This is a genomic window from Xanthomonas vasicola pv. musacearum NCPPB 4379 (assembly GCF_000277895.2).
In the GTDB taxonomy this organism is placed as follows: Bacteria; Pseudomonadota; Gammaproteobacteria; order Xanthomonadales; family Xanthomonadaceae; genus Xanthomonas; species Xanthomonas vasicola.
Map to the genome: position 1 here is coordinate 3964406 of NZ_CP034655.1, position 20674 is coordinate 3985079.

The 20674-nt window shown below is 64.3% G+C and carries 12 protein-coding genes, 2 pseudogenes and 1 riboswitch; of the genes and pseudogenes, 9 read left to right on the top strand and 5 right to left on the bottom strand.

Going from position 1 to position 20674, the window contains the following annotated elements; translation table 11 throughout:
* Positions 1-229: 229 nt before the first annotated feature.
* Positions 230-469: a hypothetical protein gene (locus tag KWO_RS22670; protein ID WP_164722150.1), complete on the bottom strand. Its 240-nt coding sequence runs from the start codon at positions 467-469 to the stop codon at positions 230-232.
* A gap of 250 nt (positions 470-719) precedes the next feature.
* Between KWO_RS22670 and KWO_RS18415 the strand changes: the two are divergent.
* The 5 genes and pseudogenes from KWO_RS18415 to KWO_RS18435 all read left to right on the top strand — a co-directional run bounded on the left by KWO_RS18415 (position 720) and on the right by KWO_RS18435 (position 6385).
* Positions 720-1728: pseudogene (locus tag KWO_RS18415) on the top strand (aldo/keto reductase).
* Positions 1725-2597 carry an amidohydrolase family protein gene (locus KWO_RS18420; RefSeq protein ID WP_010381340.1) on the top strand — a complete coding sequence of 291 codons (873 nt, stop codon included), beginning with the start codon at positions 1725-1727 and terminating at the stop codon, positions 2595-2597. The pseudogene KWO_RS18415 and the gene KWO_RS18420 overlap by 4 nt, the downstream one beginning before the upstream one ends.
* Complete coding sequence (locus KWO_RS18425) at positions 2594-3364, top strand: SDR family oxidoreductase (RefSeq protein WP_010374387.1); 771 nt, start codon at positions 2594-2596, stop codon at positions 3362-3364. Before KWO_RS18420 ends, KWO_RS18425 begins: the two co-directional genes overlap by 4 nt.
* Positions 3365-3533: 169 nt before the next feature.
* Positions 3534-4391, top strand: coding sequence for a fumarylacetoacetate hydrolase family protein (locus KWO_RS18430; protein ID WP_010374389.1), 858 nt, complete (start codon positions 3534-3536; stop codon positions 4389-4391).
* A 674-nt stretch (positions 4392-5065) separates the two neighbouring features.
* The gene (locus KWO_RS18435; protein ID WP_010381337.1) at positions 5066-6385 is read left to right on the top strand and encodes an L-fuconate dehydratase; all 1320 of its coding nucleotides are present in this window, start codon (positions 5066-5068) and stop codon (positions 6383-6385) included.
* Between the two features lie 463 nt (positions 6386-6848).
* Here KWO_RS18435 and KWO_RS18440 read toward each other — a convergent pair whose 3' ends face one another.
* Both KWO_RS18440 and fucP read right to left on the bottom strand, forming a co-directional pair.
* A complete protein-coding gene (locus tag KWO_RS18440; protein ID WP_010381335.1) occupies positions 6849-7208 on the bottom strand; it encodes an L-fucose mutarotase in 360 nt (119 codons plus the stop codon).
* Between the two features lie 2 nt (positions 7209-7210).
* On the bottom strand, positions 7211-8512 hold the full coding sequence (gene fucP, locus KWO_RS18445) for an L-fucose:H+ symporter permease (protein WP_010381333.1): 1302 nt from the start codon (positions 8510-8512) through the stop codon (positions 7211-7213).
* A 179-nt stretch (positions 8513-8691) separates the two neighbouring features.
* Here fucP and KWO_RS18450 point away from each other — a divergent pair, with 179 nt between their 5' ends.
* The 3 genes and pseudogenes from KWO_RS18450 to KWO_RS18460 all read left to right on the top strand — a co-directional run bounded on the left by KWO_RS18450 (position 8692) and on the right by KWO_RS18460 (position 11154).
* Positions 8692-9441, top strand: a complete 750-nt coding sequence (locus KWO_RS18450; RefSeq protein ID WP_010374400.1) for an IclR family transcriptional regulator — start codon at positions 8692-8694, stop codon at positions 9439-9441.
* Positions 9442-10290: pseudogene (locus KWO_RS18455) on the top strand (S41 family peptidase); the annotation flags it as partial. It abuts the gene before it with no gap.
* A gap of 105 nt (positions 10291-10395) precedes the next feature.
* Positions 10396-10557, top strand: a riboswitch (yybP-ykoY riboswitch).
* A gap of 12 nt (positions 10558-10569) precedes the next feature.
* Positions 10570-11154 carry a manganese efflux pump MntP gene (locus tag KWO_RS18460; RefSeq protein ID WP_010374404.1) on the top strand — a complete coding sequence of 195 codons (585 nt, stop codon included), beginning with the start codon at positions 10570-10572 and terminating at the stop codon, positions 11152-11154.
* A 178-nt stretch (positions 11155-11332) separates the two neighbouring features.
* On the opposite strand, the gene KWO_RS18465 is transcribed toward KWO_RS18460, so the two are convergent.
* Positions 11333-14785 carry a hybrid sensor histidine kinase/response regulator gene (locus tag KWO_RS18465; protein WP_017113682.1) on the bottom strand — a complete coding sequence of 1151 codons (3453 nt, stop codon included), beginning with the start codon at positions 14783-14785 and terminating at the stop codon, positions 11333-11335.
* Between the two features lie 743 nt (positions 14786-15528).
* Between KWO_RS18465 and KWO_RS18470 the strand changes: the two genes are divergently transcribed.
* Positions 15529-18171, top strand: a complete 2643-nt coding sequence (locus KWO_RS18470) for a glycosyl hydrolase 115 family protein (protein ID WP_010381325.1) — start codon at positions 15529-15531, stop codon at positions 18169-18171.
* Between the two features lie 102 nt (positions 18172-18273).
* On the opposite strand, the gene KWO_RS18475 is transcribed toward KWO_RS18470, so the two are convergent.
* The gene (locus KWO_RS18475; protein WP_026113253.1) at positions 18274-20673 is read right to left on the bottom strand and encodes a GH36-type glycosyl hydrolase domain-containing protein; all 2400 of its coding nucleotides are present in this window, start codon (positions 20671-20673) and stop codon (positions 18274-18276) included.
* Position 20674 lies beyond the last annotated feature (1 nt).

Below are 20674 nucleotides of genomic sequence, written 5' to 3' on the forward strand. Positions count from 1 at the left end.
CCGTATTCCGCGGGCACTACGCGACGTATCGATGGTCGCTGTAAGGCCTGACGGCGAGGTCCCCCCGGGCCTCGCCGTTTAACGCTATCGCTGCGTGGCGCGACGCGCACGCACGCAAATGCGTAATCGCGCAAGTCGCGCAATCCCGCGTTGTTTTGTCGGGCGTTGTACACGCCGACTGGCAGGCTCAAACCGCCAGCGAACACGTCGTGACGCAATCCGGATACCCCTATGCGGGTGCGGGTCGGAGCACGCATCCACTGCCGGCCTTCATCCAAGGAGCATTCGATTCCACCCATTGATGATGGTTGGTAAGGTGCACGCGGATGCGCCGATGCGTTTTGGCCACACGTGCCATGACGTCTTCTTCATCCACGCGACCGAGGTCGGTGCAGCCGGCGATCTCCAGATCAAGCGGTACGCTCCATAGCCCGCGGCTTGCGTCGGCCACGATTACGAAGATCGACACGCCGTTGTCCGGATTGGCCCGATCACGCCGGCTGCGGAATTCGACAGAGCGATGCGTGTCTGTACAAAGGTCGGCAAGCCGGCACCGCCACAATGCTGCACTGCAGCGTGATCTGTTCATTGATGATTGCCATATTCATATGCGAACAGCCGGGCACCTGCTGGCTGGTGGATGTTGTGATGCTTAACCCCTGCTTTCCAGATTCCCAATACGCGTGCTGCGCTTCCGCCCTGCTTGCGGAGCGGCGCGCGTGAGGGGCGTGGTACGGCAGCGTCTCGGCAGCACCAACGTGCAGCTATCGGCGCTGGGCTTCGGCGCCGCGCCGATCGGCAACCTGTACACGGAAGTGGATGAGGCAGACGCACTGGCCGCGGTTGCAGGCGCGTTCGAGGCTGGCATCCGTCATTTCGATACTGCGCCCTACTACGGCTATGGACTGAGCGAAGCGCGCCTGGGCCGTGGCTTGGCTGGCGTCGCGCGCGCGGACTACACGCTGTCGACCAAGGTCGGCCGCTGCGTCTACGACGACACCCAGGCCGTTGTCGGCCGCGATGGTTTTGCCGTGGCCGGGCGGCGCGCCGAGTTCGATTACAGCGCCGACGGCGTGCGGCGTGCGTTCGCTTCCAGCCTGGAGCGCCTGGGCACCGACTACATCGACGTACTGCTGCTGCACGACATCGGTGCGCTGACCCACGGCGACAACCACGCTAACGTGCTGCGCCAGGCCTTGGAGGAGGCCTTGCCGGCGATGGTGGAGCTGAAGGCGGCCGGCGCGTGCGGGGCGATCGGGCTGGGCGTCAACGAGCAGGACGTGGCACTGGAGGTGTTGCCGCGTTTTCCGCTCGACTGCGTGATGCTGGCCGGCCGTTACACGCTGCTGGAACAGCACGGCGCGCGCGCTGCTGGAGCAGGCGCAGCAACGCAACGTGGCGATCCTGTCGGCCGGCCCGTACAGCTCCGGCCTGCTCAGCGACGCACGCGGCCCCGGCGCCACCTACAACTACGCCCCGGTCGATGCCACCACGCTGCAGCATGCGCAGCGGCTGTACGCGGCCTGCGCGGCGTTCGGGGTGGATATCGGTACGGCGGCCTTGCAGTTCCCGCTGGCGCATCCGGCGGTGACCACGGTGGTGGCCGGCATGCGTACCGTGGCCGAAGTGCAATCGGCGGCCACGCGGCTTGCGGCCGCGATTCCAGCCGAGCTGTGGCAACGCCTGCGCGACGATGGCCTGCTCGATGCGGACCTGCCCACGCCATGAGCCGGGTCGACGCGCATCTGCATTTCTGGCACCTGGCCCGTGGCGATTACCATTGGCTGACGCCCGAGCTGGCGCCGCTGTACCGCGACTTCGGCCCGGACGATGCCGACGCTGTGCTGGACGCTGCCGATGTCGAGCACGTGGTGGTGGTGCAGGCTGCCGCCACCGAAGCCGAGACCTGTTACCTGTTCGAGCTGGCCCGGGATGACGCGCGCATTGCTGGCGTGGTCGGTTGGGCGGACTTCGCCGCGCCCGATGCGGCTGCACGTATCGGCGCGCTGGTGCGTGCCGGCGGCGGCCTGCTCAAGGGCCTGCGCCCGATGGTGCAGGACATCGCCGACGTGCACTGGCTGGCCACTCCCGCGCTTGATGCCGCCTTCGATGCACTGCTGGCGCACGACTTGGCCTTCGACGCCTTGATCCGTGCCGCGCACGTACCGGCACTGCAGACGCGCTTGAAGCGCCATCCGGGCTTGCGCGTGGTGGTCGATCACGGCGGCAAGCCGCAGATTGCCGCCGGCGAATTTGTTGCCTGGGCCGCCGGCATGGCCGTTCTGGCGCAGCATCCCGATGTGCATTGCAAACTCTCCGGCCTGCTGACCGAAGCCGCGCGCGGCGCTGGCGTGGACGCGCTGGAGCCATATGTTGCGCATCTGTTCGCCCGCTTCGGCCCGCAGCGTTTGCTGTGGGGCAGCGACTGGCCAGTGCTGACATTGCGCGCCGATTACGCGCACTGGTTCGCGCTCGCACAGCAACTCGTCACCCGGCACGCCGCCGAGCACGCGGCAGCCATCTTCGGCGACAACGCACGCACGTTCTATCGTCTGCCACGGCCGGCGGCCCCCACCCACGGAACCTCATCGGTATGACTGTCTCGATCCCCACCACTCCCAACACCCGTCTGCAGGGCAAGCGTTGCCTGATCACCGCCGCCGGTGCCGGCATCGGCCGCGAAAGCGCGCTGGCCTGCGCGCGTGCCGGCGCACAGGTGATCGCCACCGACATCGACGCCGCTGCATTGCAAGCGCTGGCTGCCGAATCGGATGCGATCACTACGCAACTGCTCGACGTCACCGACGCTGCCGCGATTGCCGCAGTGATCCAGGCACACGGCCCGTTCGACGTGTTGTTCAACTGCGCCGGCTTCGTGCATCAGGGCAGCATTCTCGATTGCGAGGAACCGGCCTGGCGCCGCTCGTTCTCGATCAATGTCGATGCGATGTACTACACCTGCAAAGCGGTGTTGCCGGGCATGCTCGCGCGCGGCCGCGGCAGCATCATCAACATGTCTTCGGTTGCCTCCAGCATCAAGGGCGTGCCAAACCGCTTCGTGTACGGCGTGACCAAGGCCGCGGTGATCGGCCTGAGCAAGGCGATCGCCGCCGACTACGTGGCGCAGGGCGTGCGTTGCAACGCAATCTGCCCGGGCACCATCAAGACGCCGTCGCTGGGCGAGCGCGTCAAAGCCTTGGGCGGCGACGAACAAGCGGTATGGAAGAGCTTCACTGATCGCCAGCCGATGGGCCGCCTGGGCGACCCGCGCGAGATTGCGCAGTTGGTGGTGTACCTGGCTTCGGACGAATCGTCGTTCACCACCGGCCAGACCCACATCATCGATGGCGGCTGGTCCAACTGAGCACGGCAACGACGCACGCGGCCGCCCGCCACACACGTGGGCGCGGCGATTGCGTGATGCGATCTGCAGCGCGCGTCCGCTTCGATGTGAGCACAGTGTCCTTACCTACCCGATGCACGCGCGCTAGGTTTGCTAGCCGCTCCACTTCTCCTCTGCAAAGGAAGACCGCATGAAACTCGTACGCATTGGCGCCGAAGGCCATGAACGCCCTGGCCTGATCGACAGCGAAGGCCGCATCCGCGACCTCAGCGGTGTGATCGACGATGTGACCGGCGAGCACATCACCAACGCCGGCCTGGAAAAACTACGCGCACTGGACCTGACCACGCTGCCGTTGATCGAAGGCGAGGTACGCTACGGCGCAGCAGTCGGCCGTATCGGCAAATTCATCTGCGTGGGGTTGAACTACGCCGACCACGCCGCCGAATCGGGCATGGAAGTGCCCAAGATGCCGATTCTTTTCATGAAGGCCACCACTGCGGTGTGCGGCCCCAACGACACGGTGATCATCCCGCGCGGCTCGGTGAAGAGCGACTGGGAAGTGGAGCTGGGTGTGGTGATCGGCGATGTGGCGCGCGATGTGTCGGTGGACGAAGCGCTCAACCATGTGGCCGGCTACGCGGTGATCAACGATTTGTCCGAGCGCGAATTCCAGCTCGAACACGGCGGCCAGTGGGTCAAGGGCAAGAGCGCCGACACCTTCGGCCCGATCGGCCCGTGGCTGGTGACGCGCGACGAGATCGCCGACCCGCAGAACCTGTCGATGTGGCTGGAGGTCAACGGCCATCGCTACCAGAACGGCAGCACGCGCACGATGGTGTTCGGCGTGGCCGAACTGGTCAGCCACATCAGCCGCTACATGACGTTGATGCCGGGCGATGTGATCAGCACCGGTACCCCGCCGGGCGTGGGCCTGGGCCAGAAGCCGCCGGTGTACCTGAAGCCGGGCGATGTGATGGAACTGGAGATCGAAGGCCTGGGCCGTCAGCGTCAGCCGGTGGTGGCGCATCCGCGGGATGGGGGGTGAGGCAAACCTCACTTCGAAGGGGTGGGTGCGGCGAAGGCCCATGCAGTGCGAAGTGACACATCGCACAGTGCGGCTTAAATCTGCTCATGAAACCTGAGTGCTGCGTACAGATTGATCTGCAACAAGATGACCCTTGTTGCACTGACAAACTGGCCTGCATGACGCCACGCGGCCTAAGCCCCTCTTCCACCGGGGCGCCAAGGCGCGGCGTGCGCGCCATTGGCGCGCGTGCCTTGAAGCGCCCGTGCTGCTGGCGCGGGCCGGGGCGCGGAGCGGGGGTTGGGGCGAAGGTACGTCGCCACGTAGTCGCGCAACTCGACGTCATGACATTTGTTGTTTTGGTCTGACGTGTAGCCGCCTGTGCTAATGCGTCACAAACATGTTGCTTCTACCGAATTTGCTCCCGCGCTGAATGTCCAAACGGTGTAACGCTTCGATCGCAATACACAGTTGATCGTGCAGTCGATTCATTGGGCTGAGTTGCAAACGCATGAGTCACTGCAGCGCCTCAACACATCGGGCGCTACGCGGCCGCACCCTCACCCCTTTCCCGGTGGGAGAGGGCTCAAGTGCAGTTCCCGGATTTATTCATCGCTTCAGATTTCGTCATCGCTTGATTCCGGTCATTTTTCTTTCATCCGTCTTATTTCCCACTTTCCATCGCCAGGACTTTCATGAGCACCATCGTCGCCCTCGATACCCACGACGTCCGCTTCCCCACCTCGCGCGAGCTGGATGGGTCGGATGCGATGAATCCCGATCCCGATTACTCGGCGGCTTATGTCGTGCTGCGCACCGATGCGGCCGATGACCTGGCCGGTTACGGCCTGGTGTTCACCATCGGCCGCGGCAACGACGTGCAGACAGCTGCGGTGGCGGCACTGGCCGAGCATGTGGTCGGCCTGCGCGTGGAAGACGTCATCGCCGACCTCGGCGCGTTCGCGCGCCGGCTCACCAACGATTCGCAGCTGCGCTGGCTCGGCCCGGAAAAGGGCGTGATGCATATGGCCATCGGCGCGGTGATCAACGCCGCGTGGGACCTGGCCGCGCGCGCCGCAAAAAAGCCGCTGTGGCGCTTCATTGCCGAACTCACGCCCGAGCAGTTGGTCGACACCATCGACTTCCGCTACCTCACCGACGCACTCACCCGCGACGAAGCGCTAACCATCCTGCGCGATGCGCAACCGCAGCGCGCGCAACGTATCGCGCAGCTGCTCGAACAGGGCTACCCGGCCTACACCACTTCGCCCGGCTGGCTCGGTTACTCGGACGAGAAGCTGGTGCGGCTGGCGAAAGAAGCGGTGGCCGATGGCTTCCGCACCATCAAGCTCAAAGTTGGCGCCAATGTGCAGGACGACATCCGCCGTTGCCGCCTGGCCCGCGAAGCCATCGGTCCGGAGATTGCGATGGCGGTCGATGCCAATCAGCGCTGGGACGTGGGCCCGGCAATCGACTGGATGCGCCAGCTGGCCGAATTCAATATCGCCTGGATCGAAGAACCCACCAGCCCGGACGATGTGCTTGGCCACGCCGCCATCCGCCAGGGCATCACCCCGGTGCCGGTCTCCACCGGCGAGCACACCCAGAACCGCGTGGTGTTCAAGCAGCTGCTGCAGGCCGGCGCAGTGGATCTGATCCAAATCGACGCTGCACGCGTGGGCGGGGTCAACGAGAACCTCGCCATCTTGTTGCTGGCCGCAAAGTTCAACATCCGCGTGTTCCCGCACGCTGGCGGTGTTGGTCTGTGCGAGTTGGTGCAGCACCTGGCCATGGCCGACTTCGTGGCCATCACCGGCAAGATGGAAGACCGCGCCATCGAATTCGTCGACCACCTGCATCAACACTTCATGGACCCGGTGCGCATCCAGCACGGCCGCTATCTGGCACCGGAAGTGCCAGGTTTCTCTGCAGAAATGCATGCATCCTCGATTGCGGAATTCAGCTACCCCGCTGGACGCTTCTGGGTCGAAGACCTGGCAGCAGCGAAGGCATAATCCGGCGTCCTACACAGCGCACATCACATCCATTGTAGGAGCGGCTTCAGCCGCGACGGGCGTTCTCGATTGCCTGATCGCGCCTGAAGCCTTTTTTCTCGGGAATACCAGCGACCTTGAGCAGCGAATCGTTTTAGAACGGCTAATAAAACCTAGCGAGCGATCGTCCGGTGGCTGTGCACGGCGCAAAGCAACCGCAGGCCGCGCGTGTTTCATGTCGATTCCGAACATTGGCCATGCCCGCACCGCGGCTGCGCAGATGTCTTGTTAGCGGCTCCTGGTTAAAGCACGCGCGCACATCGGACTCAGAGCCTATCAGCGGCGAGCACGAAGACGCGGCACGTGGCATGGGACCCGAACGCCCCTGATAAATGTCTGCCGACACTGCGCACCTGGAGCGCACAATACGTAACGCTCGAGTGCGCAATCCACGCATCCACAACCCCAGGCAGAACAACCGCCGCTAGCGCTGCGCTTCAATCGCCTTACTCAGCGCAAAAATCCGTCCCGCCTCACGCCACTTCTCTCCTGGCGCACTGCCGGGCAGCGGCTTTTGAAACCGCCACATCAGCTCTTCCCATGCCTGGATGCGCGGGTCGGCCGCATCGCGCGCCGCTTTTGCGGTTGGTTCGTAGTTCTCGCTGACGTCCATCAGCATCACCAGCCGATCGCCGCTGCGAAAGATCTCCAGTTCCAGGATGCCGGTCTGCTGCAACGAGGCCACCACTTCCGGCCACACCTCGGTGGGCTGATGCCAGCGCTCGTATTCGGCAATCAGCGCCGCATCGTCGTGTAGATCCAGCACATAACAAAGACGCGGCATGCTCAGGCTCCTGCAATCACGCGCGCTGTGCGGCGTGCGCGCAACGCGAACAACAAAATCACAGCAAAGCAGGCGCCTGGCACCACCATCGCCCAGTGGATACCGGCCATATCGGACACCGCGCCCATCACCGCAGTGAGCAACGCGCCGCCAATGATCGACATCACCAACAAGGACGAGCCCAGCTTGCGGGCATCGTCATGCATGCCGTCTAGCCCCAACGCAAAAATGGTCGGGAACATCACCGACATAAATACGCTCGCCGCCACCAGCGCATACAACCCGGTCCAACCAGGCAGCGCGATGGCCACCGCACACAGGATCAGATTGATCACCGCAAACGTTGCCAGCAGCTTCGCAGGTCCCAGATAGCGCAACAGCGCGGTGCCGATGAAGCGGCCGGCCATGAACAGCACCAGCGAAATGGTCAAGTAAGTGGCCGCGGTTTTTTCCGGCGTGCCGGGTACGGCATCTTGCAGGTAGCGAATCAGATAACTCCAGATGCCGACCTGCGCGCCCACGTAAAAGAACTGCGCCACTACCGAAAACACGAACAACCGGTTACGCAGCAACTCGCTGAAGCGTGCGCGCTTGGGTGCCACGCCAGCGTCCGCATCCGGTGCGCCGGTGGGGAAGCGCACCAGCGCAATCAGGATCGCCCACAGCACCACCACCGCACCGATGACCAGGTATGGCATCTGCACCGCCGACGATTCGGTGGCGAAGAACGCCTCGCGCGCGGCTGGCGCCATCGCTGCAAGCTCGGCCGGGGTGTGCTCCACGCCGGAGAAGATGAAGTGCTGGCCGACCAGCACGCCGGTGATCGACCCCAGCGGGTTGAACGCCTGCGCCAGGTTCAAGCGCCGCGCTGCGCCATCGGCAGGACCGAGCACGGTGACCAGCGGGTTGGCAGTTGTTTCCAGGAAGGCCAGGCCGCTGGCGATGACGAACAACGCCAGCAGGAACAGCCAGTACGTGTGTACCTGCGCAGCCGGATAGAACAGGAGCGCGCCGCAGGCGTACAGCAGCAGGCCCAGCACCACCGCCGCCTTGTAGCTGTAGCGGCGCATGAACATCGCCGCCGGCATCGCGAACACGAAATAGCCCATGTAGAAGGCGCTCTGCACCAACCCGGCCTGTAGATCGGTCAGTTCGAAGGCCTTCTTGAACTGCTTGATCAAGATGTCGTTGAGGTTGTTGGCCATGCCCCATAAAAAGAACAGGCTGACGATCAACAACAGGGGAACCATGGCGGTACGCGCCAGGTTGCCGCGCGGTGACGCGGCAATGTCACTGTGATGCATGCGACCGTTCCCCTCCCAAGGCTGTGGCGCTTGCGTTGCAATCGAGCGAGCGTACTGCGCAGGCCAGCGCCATGCAAATATAAAATCTTTGTTTATATTTGCACTGACCCGCCCCACCTGACCCCGCGCCGCGTTGCCTGTACCCTGGCGCGCCGCACCTTGCCTGGACCTGCAAACGGATGAGCACCGAACCCGCCAAGTACCGCGCGCCGGCCCTGGACAAGGGCCTGGACATCCTGGAGCTGCTCGCCCGCCAGGCGCAGCCGATGAGCATGGGCGCGATCTCGCAGGGCATCGGCCGCTCGCGCGGGGAGATCTTCCGCATGCTGCAGGTGTTGGAAGAGCGTGGCTACCTCACCCGCGACGGCGAAGGCGATTACGTATTGACCAACCGTCTGTTCATGCTCGGCATGCAGCAGCCGCATGTGCAGAGCATCAGCGAAGCCGCGTTGCCGGTGATGCGGCGGTTGTCCGATGCGATCTACCAGCCGTGCCACCTGGTGGCGCCGTCCGGCGACCAGATCGTGGTGATTGCGCAGATGGATGTGCCCAGCGATCTGGGCCTGGTGGTACGCCCGGGGCATCGTCGCCCGTTGACGCATTCCAGCTCCGGGCTGGTGCTGTTCGCCTTCCAGCAGCCGGAGGTGCAGGCGCGCTGGCTGGACATGCTCGATGCCAGCGACGTGCCGTTCGAGCGCGCGCAGTTCCTGGCCGCCGCCGCACAGGCACGCCGCGATGGTTACGCCATGCAGCCCAGCGAAGCGGTAGTGGGCGTGGTCGATCTGACCGCACCAATCCTGCAACGCGGCAGCGCCAGCTACACGCTCACCGTGCCCTTCATCGAACGGCGCCCTGCCCTGGTAAGCCCGCAAGCGGCATTGCAGGCCCTGTGTGCGGCGACTGCCGAGATTTCCGGCGGGCTGCACTAGCCGCACGCAACCCAGCACCGCGCACTACCGGTACAGGGCATCGACGCGGCGCAAAGCGACGCGATGGCGCACCAGCGTGCACGCGACAGCGCAGCGCCGGCATGGACGCTGACGATGGACTCGGCCGACCTGGCACTCCTGCGCATGCCGGACTGGGCGCTCTATGACAGCCCCTGGGATTGGCAGGCCTTTTTGGCCAGCAGCTGCACAGGCCTTGCCGAGCGTCAGGTGCCTGCGTTGGTGATCGATCTGCGTGGCAACGAGGGCGGGCTGGATGTGGCAAGCGTGCTGCTTGGATATCTGGCCGCAGGCGAGGTCGCGGTGTCGCCGCTGCGCAAATTGGTGCGCTATCGCCGCTTGCCCGATGCGTTGGCGCCGTATGTGACCACCTGGGACCGCTCCTTCCGCGACTGGGGCGCGCGCGCTGTCGCCTATGACACGCGTTTCTACACGCTCGATTCCCCGCACCCTGCAGCGCAGCGCTACCTGCCACTGCACACGCCCCACTTCAACGGCCGGGTATTGGCGTTGATCAGCGCCGAGAACAGCTCGGCTACCTTCGACGTTGCACAGCAACTGCAGCGCAACGGCCTGGCCACGCTGGTCGGCCAGCCCACCGGCGGCAACCTGCGCGGCATCAACGGCAGTGCGTTTTTCTTTTTGCATCTTCCAAATTCGCAGATCGAAGTGGATCTACCGTTGGTCGCACAGCTTCCAACCAGCCCACAGCCAGGTCCCGGCGTGTTACCCGACGTGCCGGTAGACATCACCACGCAGGATCTGCAACACGGACGCGATGTGGAAATGAAGACGGTACGCGCCTTGCTGCGCGGCGATGGGACACCGCCGTGGACCACCATAAAGCGCCCGAATAGCCAAGGCTATAAAGATCAGACCGACCTTCGCGTGCAGTGCAAACGCACCGAACGCGGCAATGCGTTGGTACACTGCGCGCCCCTTGGGGAGTAGCCTGCTTTCGTCCATCGAAAGCGCCTGTATCAACATACTCGGCCAGTGCGCCGTGGTGCAGGCAGCCAGTTTCGGTTTGGCGAGACCAGCGGCATGCGTGCACGACGACGGTTGGCGCGGGCGCATGCCGTTGTGACCGTGCCCAACCCGAGAGTGTCGATGTCTCCTTTTTCCATCGTGTTGATCGGTTTTGCAATGTCCACCGACGCGTTTGCCGCAGCGATCGGCAAGGGCGCGGCAATGCGCAAACCACAGTGGCGCGATGCGCTGCGTGCCGGTTTGATTTTCGGCTGTATCGAAGCCATCACCCCGGTGATCGGCTGGCTGCTGGGCCGGGCCGCATCCAGTTATGTGTCTGCCTACGATCACTGGATTGCCTTCGTGCTGCTGGGTGCATTGGGCACGCATATGATGATCGCCGGCCTGCGCAATGGGCCGGACGACGACGCCGGTGCAGACGCCGAGACGCCGAAACGGCATGGATTGCTGGGCTTGGCCACCACCGGTTTTGCCACCAGCATCGATGCGATGGCGGTTGGCGTCAGCCTGGCGTTTCTCGATGTGCACATCGGCGTGGTAGCTGTCGTGGTGGGTCTGTGCACCTTCAGCATGGTCACTGCAGGCGTGATGCTGGGCCGCGCGCTCGGCAATCTGATCGGCAAGCGCGCCGAAATCTTGGGTGGATTGATTCTGGTGATCGTCGGCAGCGTGATTCTGTACGAACACCTGGGCGGGGCCGCGTAAGCATCATCTATCGTAGGAGCGCGCTGGCACGCGATGAAGCATTATCGGTAACGCTTCATCGCGCGCCAGCGCGCTCCTGCAATACATGGCCTTGCTCTACACGCGAGGTAAGCATTGCCATCTTCATGGGTTGCCGCATGCATCCCTGCATGTCGCAGTAATGCCAGCACAGTGCCCGTCAGCGTTTCTTCGCATCGTGATGCGCACTCAAAAATGCACGTAGCGATGCCGGCTTCACCGGCTTGGTCAGCAAGCGATAGTCGCGTTCGCGCGCGAGCTGCTTGAGTTCGTCACGGCCGTCGGCGGTAAGCAAGGCTCCGGCGATCGGTGCGGGTGCAGCGGCTTGCACGGCGTCGAGCGTATCCAGACCATCCATGCGGTCGTGGAGGTGGTAATCCACCAGCATCAGGTCCGGCTGTTCGCGCGCACGTTCCAGTGCCTGGTCCACGGTGCTGGCGGTGATCACTTCCACCTGCCAGCGGCCGAGCAGCGCGCGCATGCCATCGAGAATTTCGCGGTCGTTATCCACGCACAGCACGCGCAGGCCGGCCAGCGAATCCCCACTGGGCGATGCACGTGCAGCCGTCATCGGCAAGGGCGGTGGCACCGGAGCCGGCGCCACACGCGGCAACAGGATCGAGAACATGCTGCCGCGGCCGACCTGGCTGCGCGCGCTCAGGTCGTGGTCGAGCAGGCGCGAGATGCGTTGGCAAATCGACAGACCCAACCCCAGGCCCTGCTCGCCCCAATCGAAGGGCTGCTGATAGCGGCGGAATTCTTCGAAGATCTGCCGCATGTGGTGTTCGGGAATGCCCGGGCCGGTGTCCCACACCTGCAGCTCCACCTGCGGCCCGCGCCCGCGCATGCCCAGTACGATGCGGCCCTGGCGCGTGTAGCGCAGCGCATTGGCCAGGAAGTTCTGCATCACCCGGCGCAACAAGCGGCGGTCGCTGCGCACCCAGATCGGGCGCACATGGACCTGTAACTGAAGACCACGGCTGGCCGCCACCGGCGCGTATTGCGCAGCCAATTCATGCATCAGTGCGCTGGCGTCGAAATCTTCGACCGTGGGGCGTAATCCGCCGGCATCCAGACGCGAGACATCAAGCAGGCCATCAAGCAGTTCTTCGGCCGCACGTAGCGAGGCATCGACGCGCTCGGCCAGATGCCGCTGTTCTTGGTTGTTCTGATGACTCTCGCGCAAGGCCGAGGCGAACAAGCGCGCGGCATTGAGCGGCTGCAATACGTCGTGACTGATGGCAGCGAGAAAGCGTGTCTTGGATTGCTGCGCCAACTCGGCCTCGCGCGAGCGATCGGCCACGCGTTGCTCGAGATTTTCATTGGCATCCAGCAACGCACGTTCGGCGCGCTTGTAGTCGGTGATGTCGTTGTAGCTGGTGACGTAGCCACCGCCCGGCAGCGCCTGGCCGCGCATTTCGATCACCTTGCCGTCGCTGCGGGTACGCTCGAACACATGCGGCGAGCCGGCGCGCATATGCCGGATGCGGCGGTCGATCTGGTCTTCGATATCGCCCTCGCCCAGTTCGCCACGCTCGGCGTTGTAGCGGATCAGATCGGCGACCGGGCGGCCCACATACAACATGCCATCGGGATACCCGAACAGCTGCTGATAGCGCCGATTCCAGGCGGTCAGGCGCATGTCCGGGTCGACCACGCTGACCGCCGCGCTGATGTTCTCCAGCGTGGTGGACAGGATCTCGCGATTGAAGCGCAGTTCCTGGCCGGCTTCATCCAACACCGCCACCACTTCGCCCAGATCCATACCCGAACCACGCAACAGGCTGGTCAGCACCAGGCGTGCGGAGGCGGCGCCAATGGACGCGGCCAGCAGGCGTTCGGTGAATTGCACCCAGGCACGGTCGGCCACCACGGTGGGCTGCAGGTCGCGTTCCAGTAGCGCCGCTTGGTCGGCGAAGGCGCGATGCGCATGCCGCTCACCCACCACGCGCTCGGCCAGTGCCTGCAGATCGGCCACGCGCACATGCCCCGGCCAGTCGCCGGCCACTGCCGGGCGCTGCGCATACGGGTCCAGGAATGGCGCTGCACGCAGCCGCTCGTCCACGCCGGGACGCCAGCGCGCGGAGACCAGCATCATCGCGCCGACGTTGACCAACAACGACCAGAACGTGCCATGCGCAAGCGGGTCCCAGCCGCGCATGCCGAACAACTGCTGCGGTTGCAGCCAGGCGATACCGAACGGCCCATCTACCAGCCACTCCGGCTGCAGCCAACCGGCGCGCGTGGCCGCCGGCAACAACAGCGTGTAGATCCAGGTCATGAAGCCTAGCACCATGCCGGTCTCCACGCCCTTGCGGCTGGCCCCGCGCCAATACAGCCCGCCGATCACACCCGGCGCGAACTGCGCCACCGCGGCAAATGCCATCAACCCGTACGCGGCCAAGCTAGTGTCATTAGCGACGCTGCGGTGATAGCCGTAGGCAATCAGTGCCAGCAGCAGGATGGCGACACGACGAATCCACAACACCCGCGAGGCCACCGCCGCCCGCGCATCGGCGCTGCCACGGCGGCGCAGCAGCACCGGCATCACCAGGTCGTTGCTGACCATGGTGGCCAACGCGATGCTGGCCACGATCACCATGCCGGTGGCGGCCGAAAATCCGCCAACGTAGGCGACCAGTGCCAGCACCGTGTTGCCCTGGCTGAGCGGCAGTGCGAGCACCACTGCATCGTCCACCACTGCACTGCCCTTGCCGAACAGTGCGATGCCGGCCGAGGCGATCGGCATCACCATCGCCGAGATGATCACCAGATACGCGCCGAAAAACCAACGTGCGCGGCGGATGTCGCCCACGTCGCTGCATTCGACCACCGCCACATGGAATTGGCGCGGCAGGCAGATCACCGCCAGAAAACTCAGCAGCGTCTGCGAAATGAAGCCCACCGACGGCGTGTGTTCGAACAGCGTGCGCGCCGAATCGGCGATATGCAGTTGGTGGTCGCTCAACCACAGCCACGCGAACAAGCCAACCGACACGATAGCGACCAGCTTGATCACCGACTCCAGTGCGATTGCCAGCATCATGCCGCGGTGGTGTTCGGTGGCGTCCACCTGGCGGGTACCGAACAAGGTGGCGAACAAGGCCATCAGCAATGCCACATACAACGCCGGGTCGGCGAAGATGCCGCGCCCGGCGCTGCTATGCCCGGTCAACACCTCCAGGCTCATGGCCACCGCTTTGTACTGCAGCGCCAGGTACGGCACGATGCCGACCAGCGCAATCACCGCCACCAATGCGGCCAGCCGGCGCGAACGGCCATAGCGCGAGGAAATGAAATCGGCGATGGAGACAGTGTTTTCGGCACGGGCGATCAGCGCCAGACGCTCGATGATGCGCCAGCCGAACAGCAGCAATAACAGCGGGCCCAGATAGATCGGCAGGTAGCCGATGCCGTTGCGCACCGCCGAGCCCACTGCGCCGTAGAAGGTCCACGACGAGCAATACACCGCCAACGCCAGGCTATAGACCGCCGGCCGCAACCATGGCCGCTCCGGGTACAGCGGACGGCGGTCGCCCCACCACGCCACTCCGAACAGCAGGGCTGCGTAGCCAACGGAAACCAGCAGCAGGATCCAGCTCGAGACCAACATGTCCTCCTACACGGCGCAGCGCCAGGCCTGGAGTTTACGCAGTCGCGCACGTTGGCGTTGCGTGCGCCGCATCCGGCGCCGCGCAGCGGTCAGGCACATGGTTGCGACGGCGTTCGTGTCTCGCCCTGCCAGGCCGCTCACGGCGTTGGACGAGCGCGCTGGGGTCGCTTCGCTGGTCATCAGTCATCGCAGACACGCAACACACACCCGCGCCCACCGGATTGCCGGCATGTCGTTGGGCGGTTTCTCCCTGCCGGTGGGGTGACCCGAAGCCGTTCACACGCGCCAAGACAGCCAACACGCGCAGTGCAATCACAGCCGTCGGTGCTGCACGATCATGGCCGCAGCACACCGCAGCTGCTGAGCGATAGACGCCGCGCAACTATTGCAGCCGCGTCTGCCAGGACGCTTGATGTTAGCGCTATCACGACATACTGTCTGTCCACGTTGAATCGGACGAGGTGCCGAGACGTTTCTTGCGACGTCGGTTTGCATGGCACGGTTTGATTGCCACGCAACGCTGTCGTCCGCGCCATCCGCGTGATGCCAGTCATCGCTGCATTCCAAGCATGACAGTCAGCAACCGCAGTGCGCTTCGGTCACACGCGATGGAGCGCGGAGCAGCGAGCAGGCGTAACACATGTCACCGCGGTAAATCGGCCGCGCCCTTCTCGCACAACCGCAGTCGATACGTGCATCGCACCACATCCATCAGAACTCAGCACCGCATGCGTAGAGAGCCCATGTCCGTTCCAGCAAGAACACAGACCTCGTCAATTGCGCCGCTGCGCGCGCGCTCCCTACTGATCATCGCGATCGGCCTGTTCGCCGCCGGCGGTGCGTGGGCCTGTAACTCGCCGGTGTCGGTGTGCGAACGCGACAGTGCCGGCGCAGTTGCGCTGATCCGCTCGGAGGTGCCGGCCACGGTCGTGGTCGATGCATCGGCCGACCTCGCCGTGCGCTCGGTCGCCGATAATTTCGCGGCCGACCTGCAACGCGTCGCCGGCCGCAACAGTGGCGTGACCACCGACTTGGCTACCGTCCGCGGAACGGCCGTGATCGTTGGCACACTCGGCCAGAGCCCGTTCATCGATGCACTCATTGCCGGCGGGAAAATCGACAGGGGCGCTTTACTGCAGCGCTGGGAGGCGTACACCCAGATCGTCGTCGATCACCCCACGCCACAGATTGATCGCGCGCTTGTCATCGTCGGTGCCGACCGCCGTGGCGCGGTATTCGGCACCTATGATGTTTCAGAAAAGATCGGCGTGTCGCCCTGGTACTGGTTTGCCGACGTGGCAACAGCGCATCGCTCCAACCTGTTCATCACCCGCGGCAGCGTGTCGGATGCGCCGAAGGTGCGCTACCGCGGCTTCTTCATCAATGACGAAGATCCCGCCTTGAAGGGCTGGGCAACCAAGAAATTCGGCGGCGTCAATGCGAAGATGTATGCGTATGTCTTCGAGCTGGGGCTTCGCATGAAGGCCAATTATCTGTGGCCGGCGATGTGGGGCAAGGCGTTCAATGTCGATGATCCCGACAACATGGTGCTGGCCGATCAGATGGGCATCGTCATGGGCACCTCCCATCACGAGCCGATGATGCGCGCGCAGAAGGAATGGCATCTCAAGAGCATCCCCAACAGCGGCGGTGCCTGGGACTACACCAGCAATGCCGCCAATCTGCGCGCCTTCTGGAAGGGCGGTATTGCGCGGATGATGTCCAAAGGCGATGGTCAACGCTACGACAGCCTGGTGACCATTGGCATGCGCGGCGATGGCGACGAACCGATGGCCGAAAGCACGGCAAGCCATTTGCTGGAACAGGTCGTCGCAGACCAGCGCGCCATCATTGCCGAGGTGACGCAGGCACCGGCCACGCAGACGCCGCAGGTGTGGGCGCTCTACAAGGAAGTGCAGGACTACTACGACCACGGCATGCAGGTTCCCGACGATGTCACCCTGCTGTTTTCCGACGATAACTGGGGCCAGATTCGCCGTCTTCCGATCACTGACCTGCAACGCGCCGGCGGTTATGGCGTGTACTACCATTTCGATTATGTCGGTGTGCCGCGTAACTACAAATGGATCAATACCAACCAGATCGAAAAGATCTGGCAGCAGATGAATCTGGCCTATCAGCGTGGCGCACGGCAGCTCTGGGTGGTCAACGTCGGCGATATCAAGCCGATGGAATACCCACTGAGCTTTTTTTTGAGGATGGCCTGGAATCCGGAGGCGATGACGCCCGGTGCACTTGCGGCGTATCCGCAACAATGGGCACAGGCATCGTTCGGCACTCCGCATGCCGCGGGCATTGGCGCGTTGATGACTCGCTACAGCACGCTGGTTGCGCGTAGAAAGCCGGAATTGATCGACCAGGATACGTTCGCCCTCGGCGAGGGTGCACCGGCCAGGCTCGACGGCGGCGAGTTCGGCGCGATCGTCGCCGAATGGCAGGCGCTTGAACAGCGCATGCTTGGCGTCAAAACGAGCTTGCCGGCCGACCAGCACGATGCCTACTACCAGCTGATCGAATACCCGATCGCCGCAGTGGCCAATCTCTACCAGCTCTATTACGCGGCCGCGTGGAACAAGCGCCTTGCCGCACGCAACGATGCGCGTGCGAACTACTTCGCCGATATGGTCGAGACCACCTTTCAACGCGATCAGGCACTGACGCAGCGCTACCACACCATCAACGGTGGCAAATGGGACGGCATGATGAATCAGGTCCACATGAGTTATGTGACCTGGAATGACCCTACTCAGCAGTCGATGCCATTGATCAGCCGTGTGGGCGGCGACACGCCGCCCGACCGGATCGCCCGCTCCATCGCGTTCGCACCGCCTGCCGCGCAAACGCCAGGAGTGATCGCGATCGAGGCACCCATGTTCTCGCGGGTCACCGCCAACAAGGGCCTGCAGTGGACCACGATCCCCGCACTGGGACGCACGCAAGGCGCCGTGGTCGCACTGCCGCAGGGCAAGCCCGCCACCGCGGCCGAGGACCGTGTCGCTGTGGAGTACGACGTGGTCGTCACCACGCCGGGCACGGCGACGCTCGGCCTGTATCTTGCGCCGACGCTGGATACGTCCAATCGCGGGCCGCTCCGGCTCGGCGTATCCATCGACCATGGTCCGGTGACCACCGTCAGTTCGGACCTGCAGCCGACCGGCGGGGCGCAGAAGCTGCCCGCTGAAAAAGCCTGGGCAACCGCGGTGCAGAACAACGTGGTGTTCCTGTCGGCACAGATGGGCGTGCTGGCAAAGGGGCGGCACACGATCAAGGTCGTCAGGATCGACGACAACATCGTCCTGCAGAAGCTCGTGCTGAGCACCGTGCCGGTGCCTGCGTCCTATCTGGGACCGGCGCCGACACACTGACGCGAGGCTGGCTGGAGAGCGTCCAGGATGCTCTCCAGCCTTTTCGGGGTGACTATCGGTAACGTCGGGATGGATCTTGGCGTCCGCCGAGAGAGCCTCATCTCATCCCGGCAACCGCACCTCGACCCGATACACCTGCCCACTCACGATGTTGCGAATGCGCTGCTCCGGACAGGCCTCGCCATCCACCATCACTTCCATCGCAGTGCGGCCCGCCTCGCGCATCAGCGTGACGTTAAAGTCCGCACCACGGAACTGGCGCGTCGCACGCGCGTGCGGCCAGTGCGATGGCAGCTGCGGGCGAATCGCCAGCGCGTCGCCCTCGCCGACCAGCCCGAACAACCCTTCCAGCACGCAGCGATACACCCACGCCACCGTGCCGGTGTTGAACAACTGACTTGAGCGCCCGGCCGTGCGCGGATACTGATGCCACGCGCCGCGGTAGTAGTTCGGTAGCGACACCGGCAGATGGCCGCGTTGCAGCACATCCTTGCGGGTCGGCCCTGGCAGCAGCGCGCGCAGGATCTCCCAGGCGCGGTCGGCCTCGCCAATCTGGTACAGGCTGTACAAATAGAATGCCGCCGCGTGGTTGTAGACCGCACCGTTTTCCGCCGCGCCCGGCCACTTCTGTGTCAGCCGGCCCACGTCGTCGCGCATATGCGTGTACGCCGGCGCTAGCATCACGGGGCCATACGGGGTGTGCAGCTGCTCGCGCACTGCCTCCAGCAGTGCCGTACGTTGCTCTGCATTAGCGGTGCCGGCCAGCAGCGCGAAACTCTGCGGATTGAGATAGATGCGCCCCTCTACATCGTCGGCGATGCCGAAGCGCACGCCATCGTCGGTGATGCCGCGCGCATACCAGTTGCCGTCCCACAACTCGCGGTTGGCATCGGCGTTGATCGCTGCAACCGCCTCGCCGAATGTCTGCGCCTGCGCGCTGCGGCCCTGCGCGGTGCAAATCTCCGACCACAGGCGCACTGCATACGCGGTGGCGACCGTGAGCCAGCCGGACACCCCCTTGCCGCGCCAGCCGACCATATTCATCGGGTCGCACCAGTCGCCCTGCGCGATAAAACTCAAACCACGTGCATCGCGCGCATCCAGCAGCCATTGCATCGCTGCATCCAGGCGCTCGGCCACGCTCAGGCGCTGCCCGTCGTGGGTTTCCACGATCGCGTCCAGGATGCTGGCATCGCCGGTTTCGGCCAGATACGCGCTCAGGAAGATCGGCAACCACACGCAGTGGTCGGTATGCGGCACCTGGTTGATGTATTTCAGCTCGGCGCCTTCTACCAGCAGAATGCCGTCCGGCATCGCGCCACTGGGTTCCTGCTGCGACAAGGCATGCAGCACCGCCGCGCGCGCGGTGGCCGGCTGCAGATAGGCCATGCCCATATGGTCCTGCAGATAGTTGCGCGTCTGCGGATCGGTGGTCAGGCGATTGACGTCGCCGTGGTAGAACACCTGGCGCGGCAACCAGTGGTTGACCAGATTGTCCAGCGCCGCATCGGGTGTTGCGATCTGCACGCAGCCACGGCCGGCCTGCAGATAGTCCGCATACTCTCGTGCCGCTTGTGCAAAGCCGGCTTCCGACAAATAGCGCGCGCGCAGCGCGGCAATTTCGGCATCGTCCTTGGCCGGCCCGAATGCGAAGCGATACACGCTGGCGGCATCGGCGTCCAGCATCAGACGGTATTGCAACGCGGCGGCTGGCGTTTCGTAATGCGCATCGTGGTTGCCCAGCTGCTCGGCCTGCACCGCCGATGGCGCGTGCAAACCACCCTCGCCTTCGAATGCCGTCTGCTGCGCGTCCCAGGCCACCGGCGTCTGCTCGTGCAGCAGGAAGGTGCAGTCTTTGAAATCGCGCTGGCGGAAGTAATCGTCCACCTTTTGATACGGCGCCACGCTACGGCAGACGATGCCGCCCAGGGCCGGCTCATAACCGCCGGATTGATGCATCCACGACATGTAGCCAACCGGGAAGTACGCATACAGGCTCAGCCTGCGCGCGCGCCCGGAGACGTTGTGCACACGGCATTCCCACAGCTCCACCGCATCGTCGGTGGGCAGGGATACGCACAACTGCACCACGATGTCGTCGTGCCGCACACGCCAGCGCACATCGTGCTTGCCGGCAGAAAATTCGAACGCCTGCGGCTGCGCGCGCACCGGTTCGTGCGGCACCGAGTACACCGCGCCGGTGTCTTCATCCTTGAGATAGAAGAAGCGCCCGGGATGATGCGCGTAATACGGCTGCTCCGGCATCATGAAGTTGCGCGCTTCCAGCATCGGCGCGTGCGCGTATTTCGAGGGTTCCGGCTGCATGAACTGGCCGGTGGCATAGCCGCGGCAGGTCAGCTGCAGCATCATGCGACGGTTCCACAAGAAGCCGCCGGCATTGGGCATGGCGGTCGGGCTATAGAGCGCGTAACGCGCACCATCGGCGCTGGGCGCCATCAAGCTGGACAGCGCATCGGACGTAGCAATGGGGGTTGCAGACACG

Coding starts and splice junctions, on each gene's coding strand:
- KWO_RS18440 (WP_010381335.1), bottom strand. CDS start 7,208: ATGCCGCGTCTTTGTTATGTGCTGGATCTACACGACGATGCGGCGCTG.
- KWO_RS18435 (WP_010381337.1), top strand. CDS start 5,066: ATGAGCACCATCGTCGCCCTCGATACCCACGACGTCCGCTTCCCCACC.
- KWO_RS18465 (WP_017113682.1), bottom strand. CDS start 14,785: ATGTTGGTCTCGAGCTGGATCCTGCTGCTGGTTTCCGTTGGCTACGCA.
- KWO_RS18460 (WP_010374404.1), top strand. CDS start 10,570: ATGTCTCCTTTTTCCATCGTGTTGATCGGTTTTGCAATGTCCACCGAC.
- KWO_RS18425 (WP_010374387.1), top strand. CDS start 2,594: ATGACTGTCTCGATCCCCACCACTCCCAACACCCGTCTGCAGGGCAAG.
- fucP (WP_010381333.1), bottom strand. CDS start 8,512: ATGCATCACAGTGACATTGCCGCGTCACCGCGCGGCAACCTGGCGCGT.
- KWO_RS18470 (WP_010381325.1), top strand. CDS start 15,529: ATGTCCGTTCCAGCAAGAACACAGACCTCGTCAATTGCGCCGCTGCGC.
- KWO_RS18420 (WP_010381340.1), top strand. CDS start 1,725: ATGAGCCGGGTCGACGCGCATCTGCATTTCTGGCACCTGGCCCGTGGC.
- KWO_RS18430 (WP_010374389.1), top strand. CDS start 3,534: ATGAAACTCGTACGCATTGGCGCCGAAGGCCATGAACGCCCTGGCCTG.
- KWO_RS18450 (WP_010374400.1), top strand. CDS start 8,692: ATGAGCACCGAACCCGCCAAGTACCGCGCGCCGGCCCTGGACAAGGGC.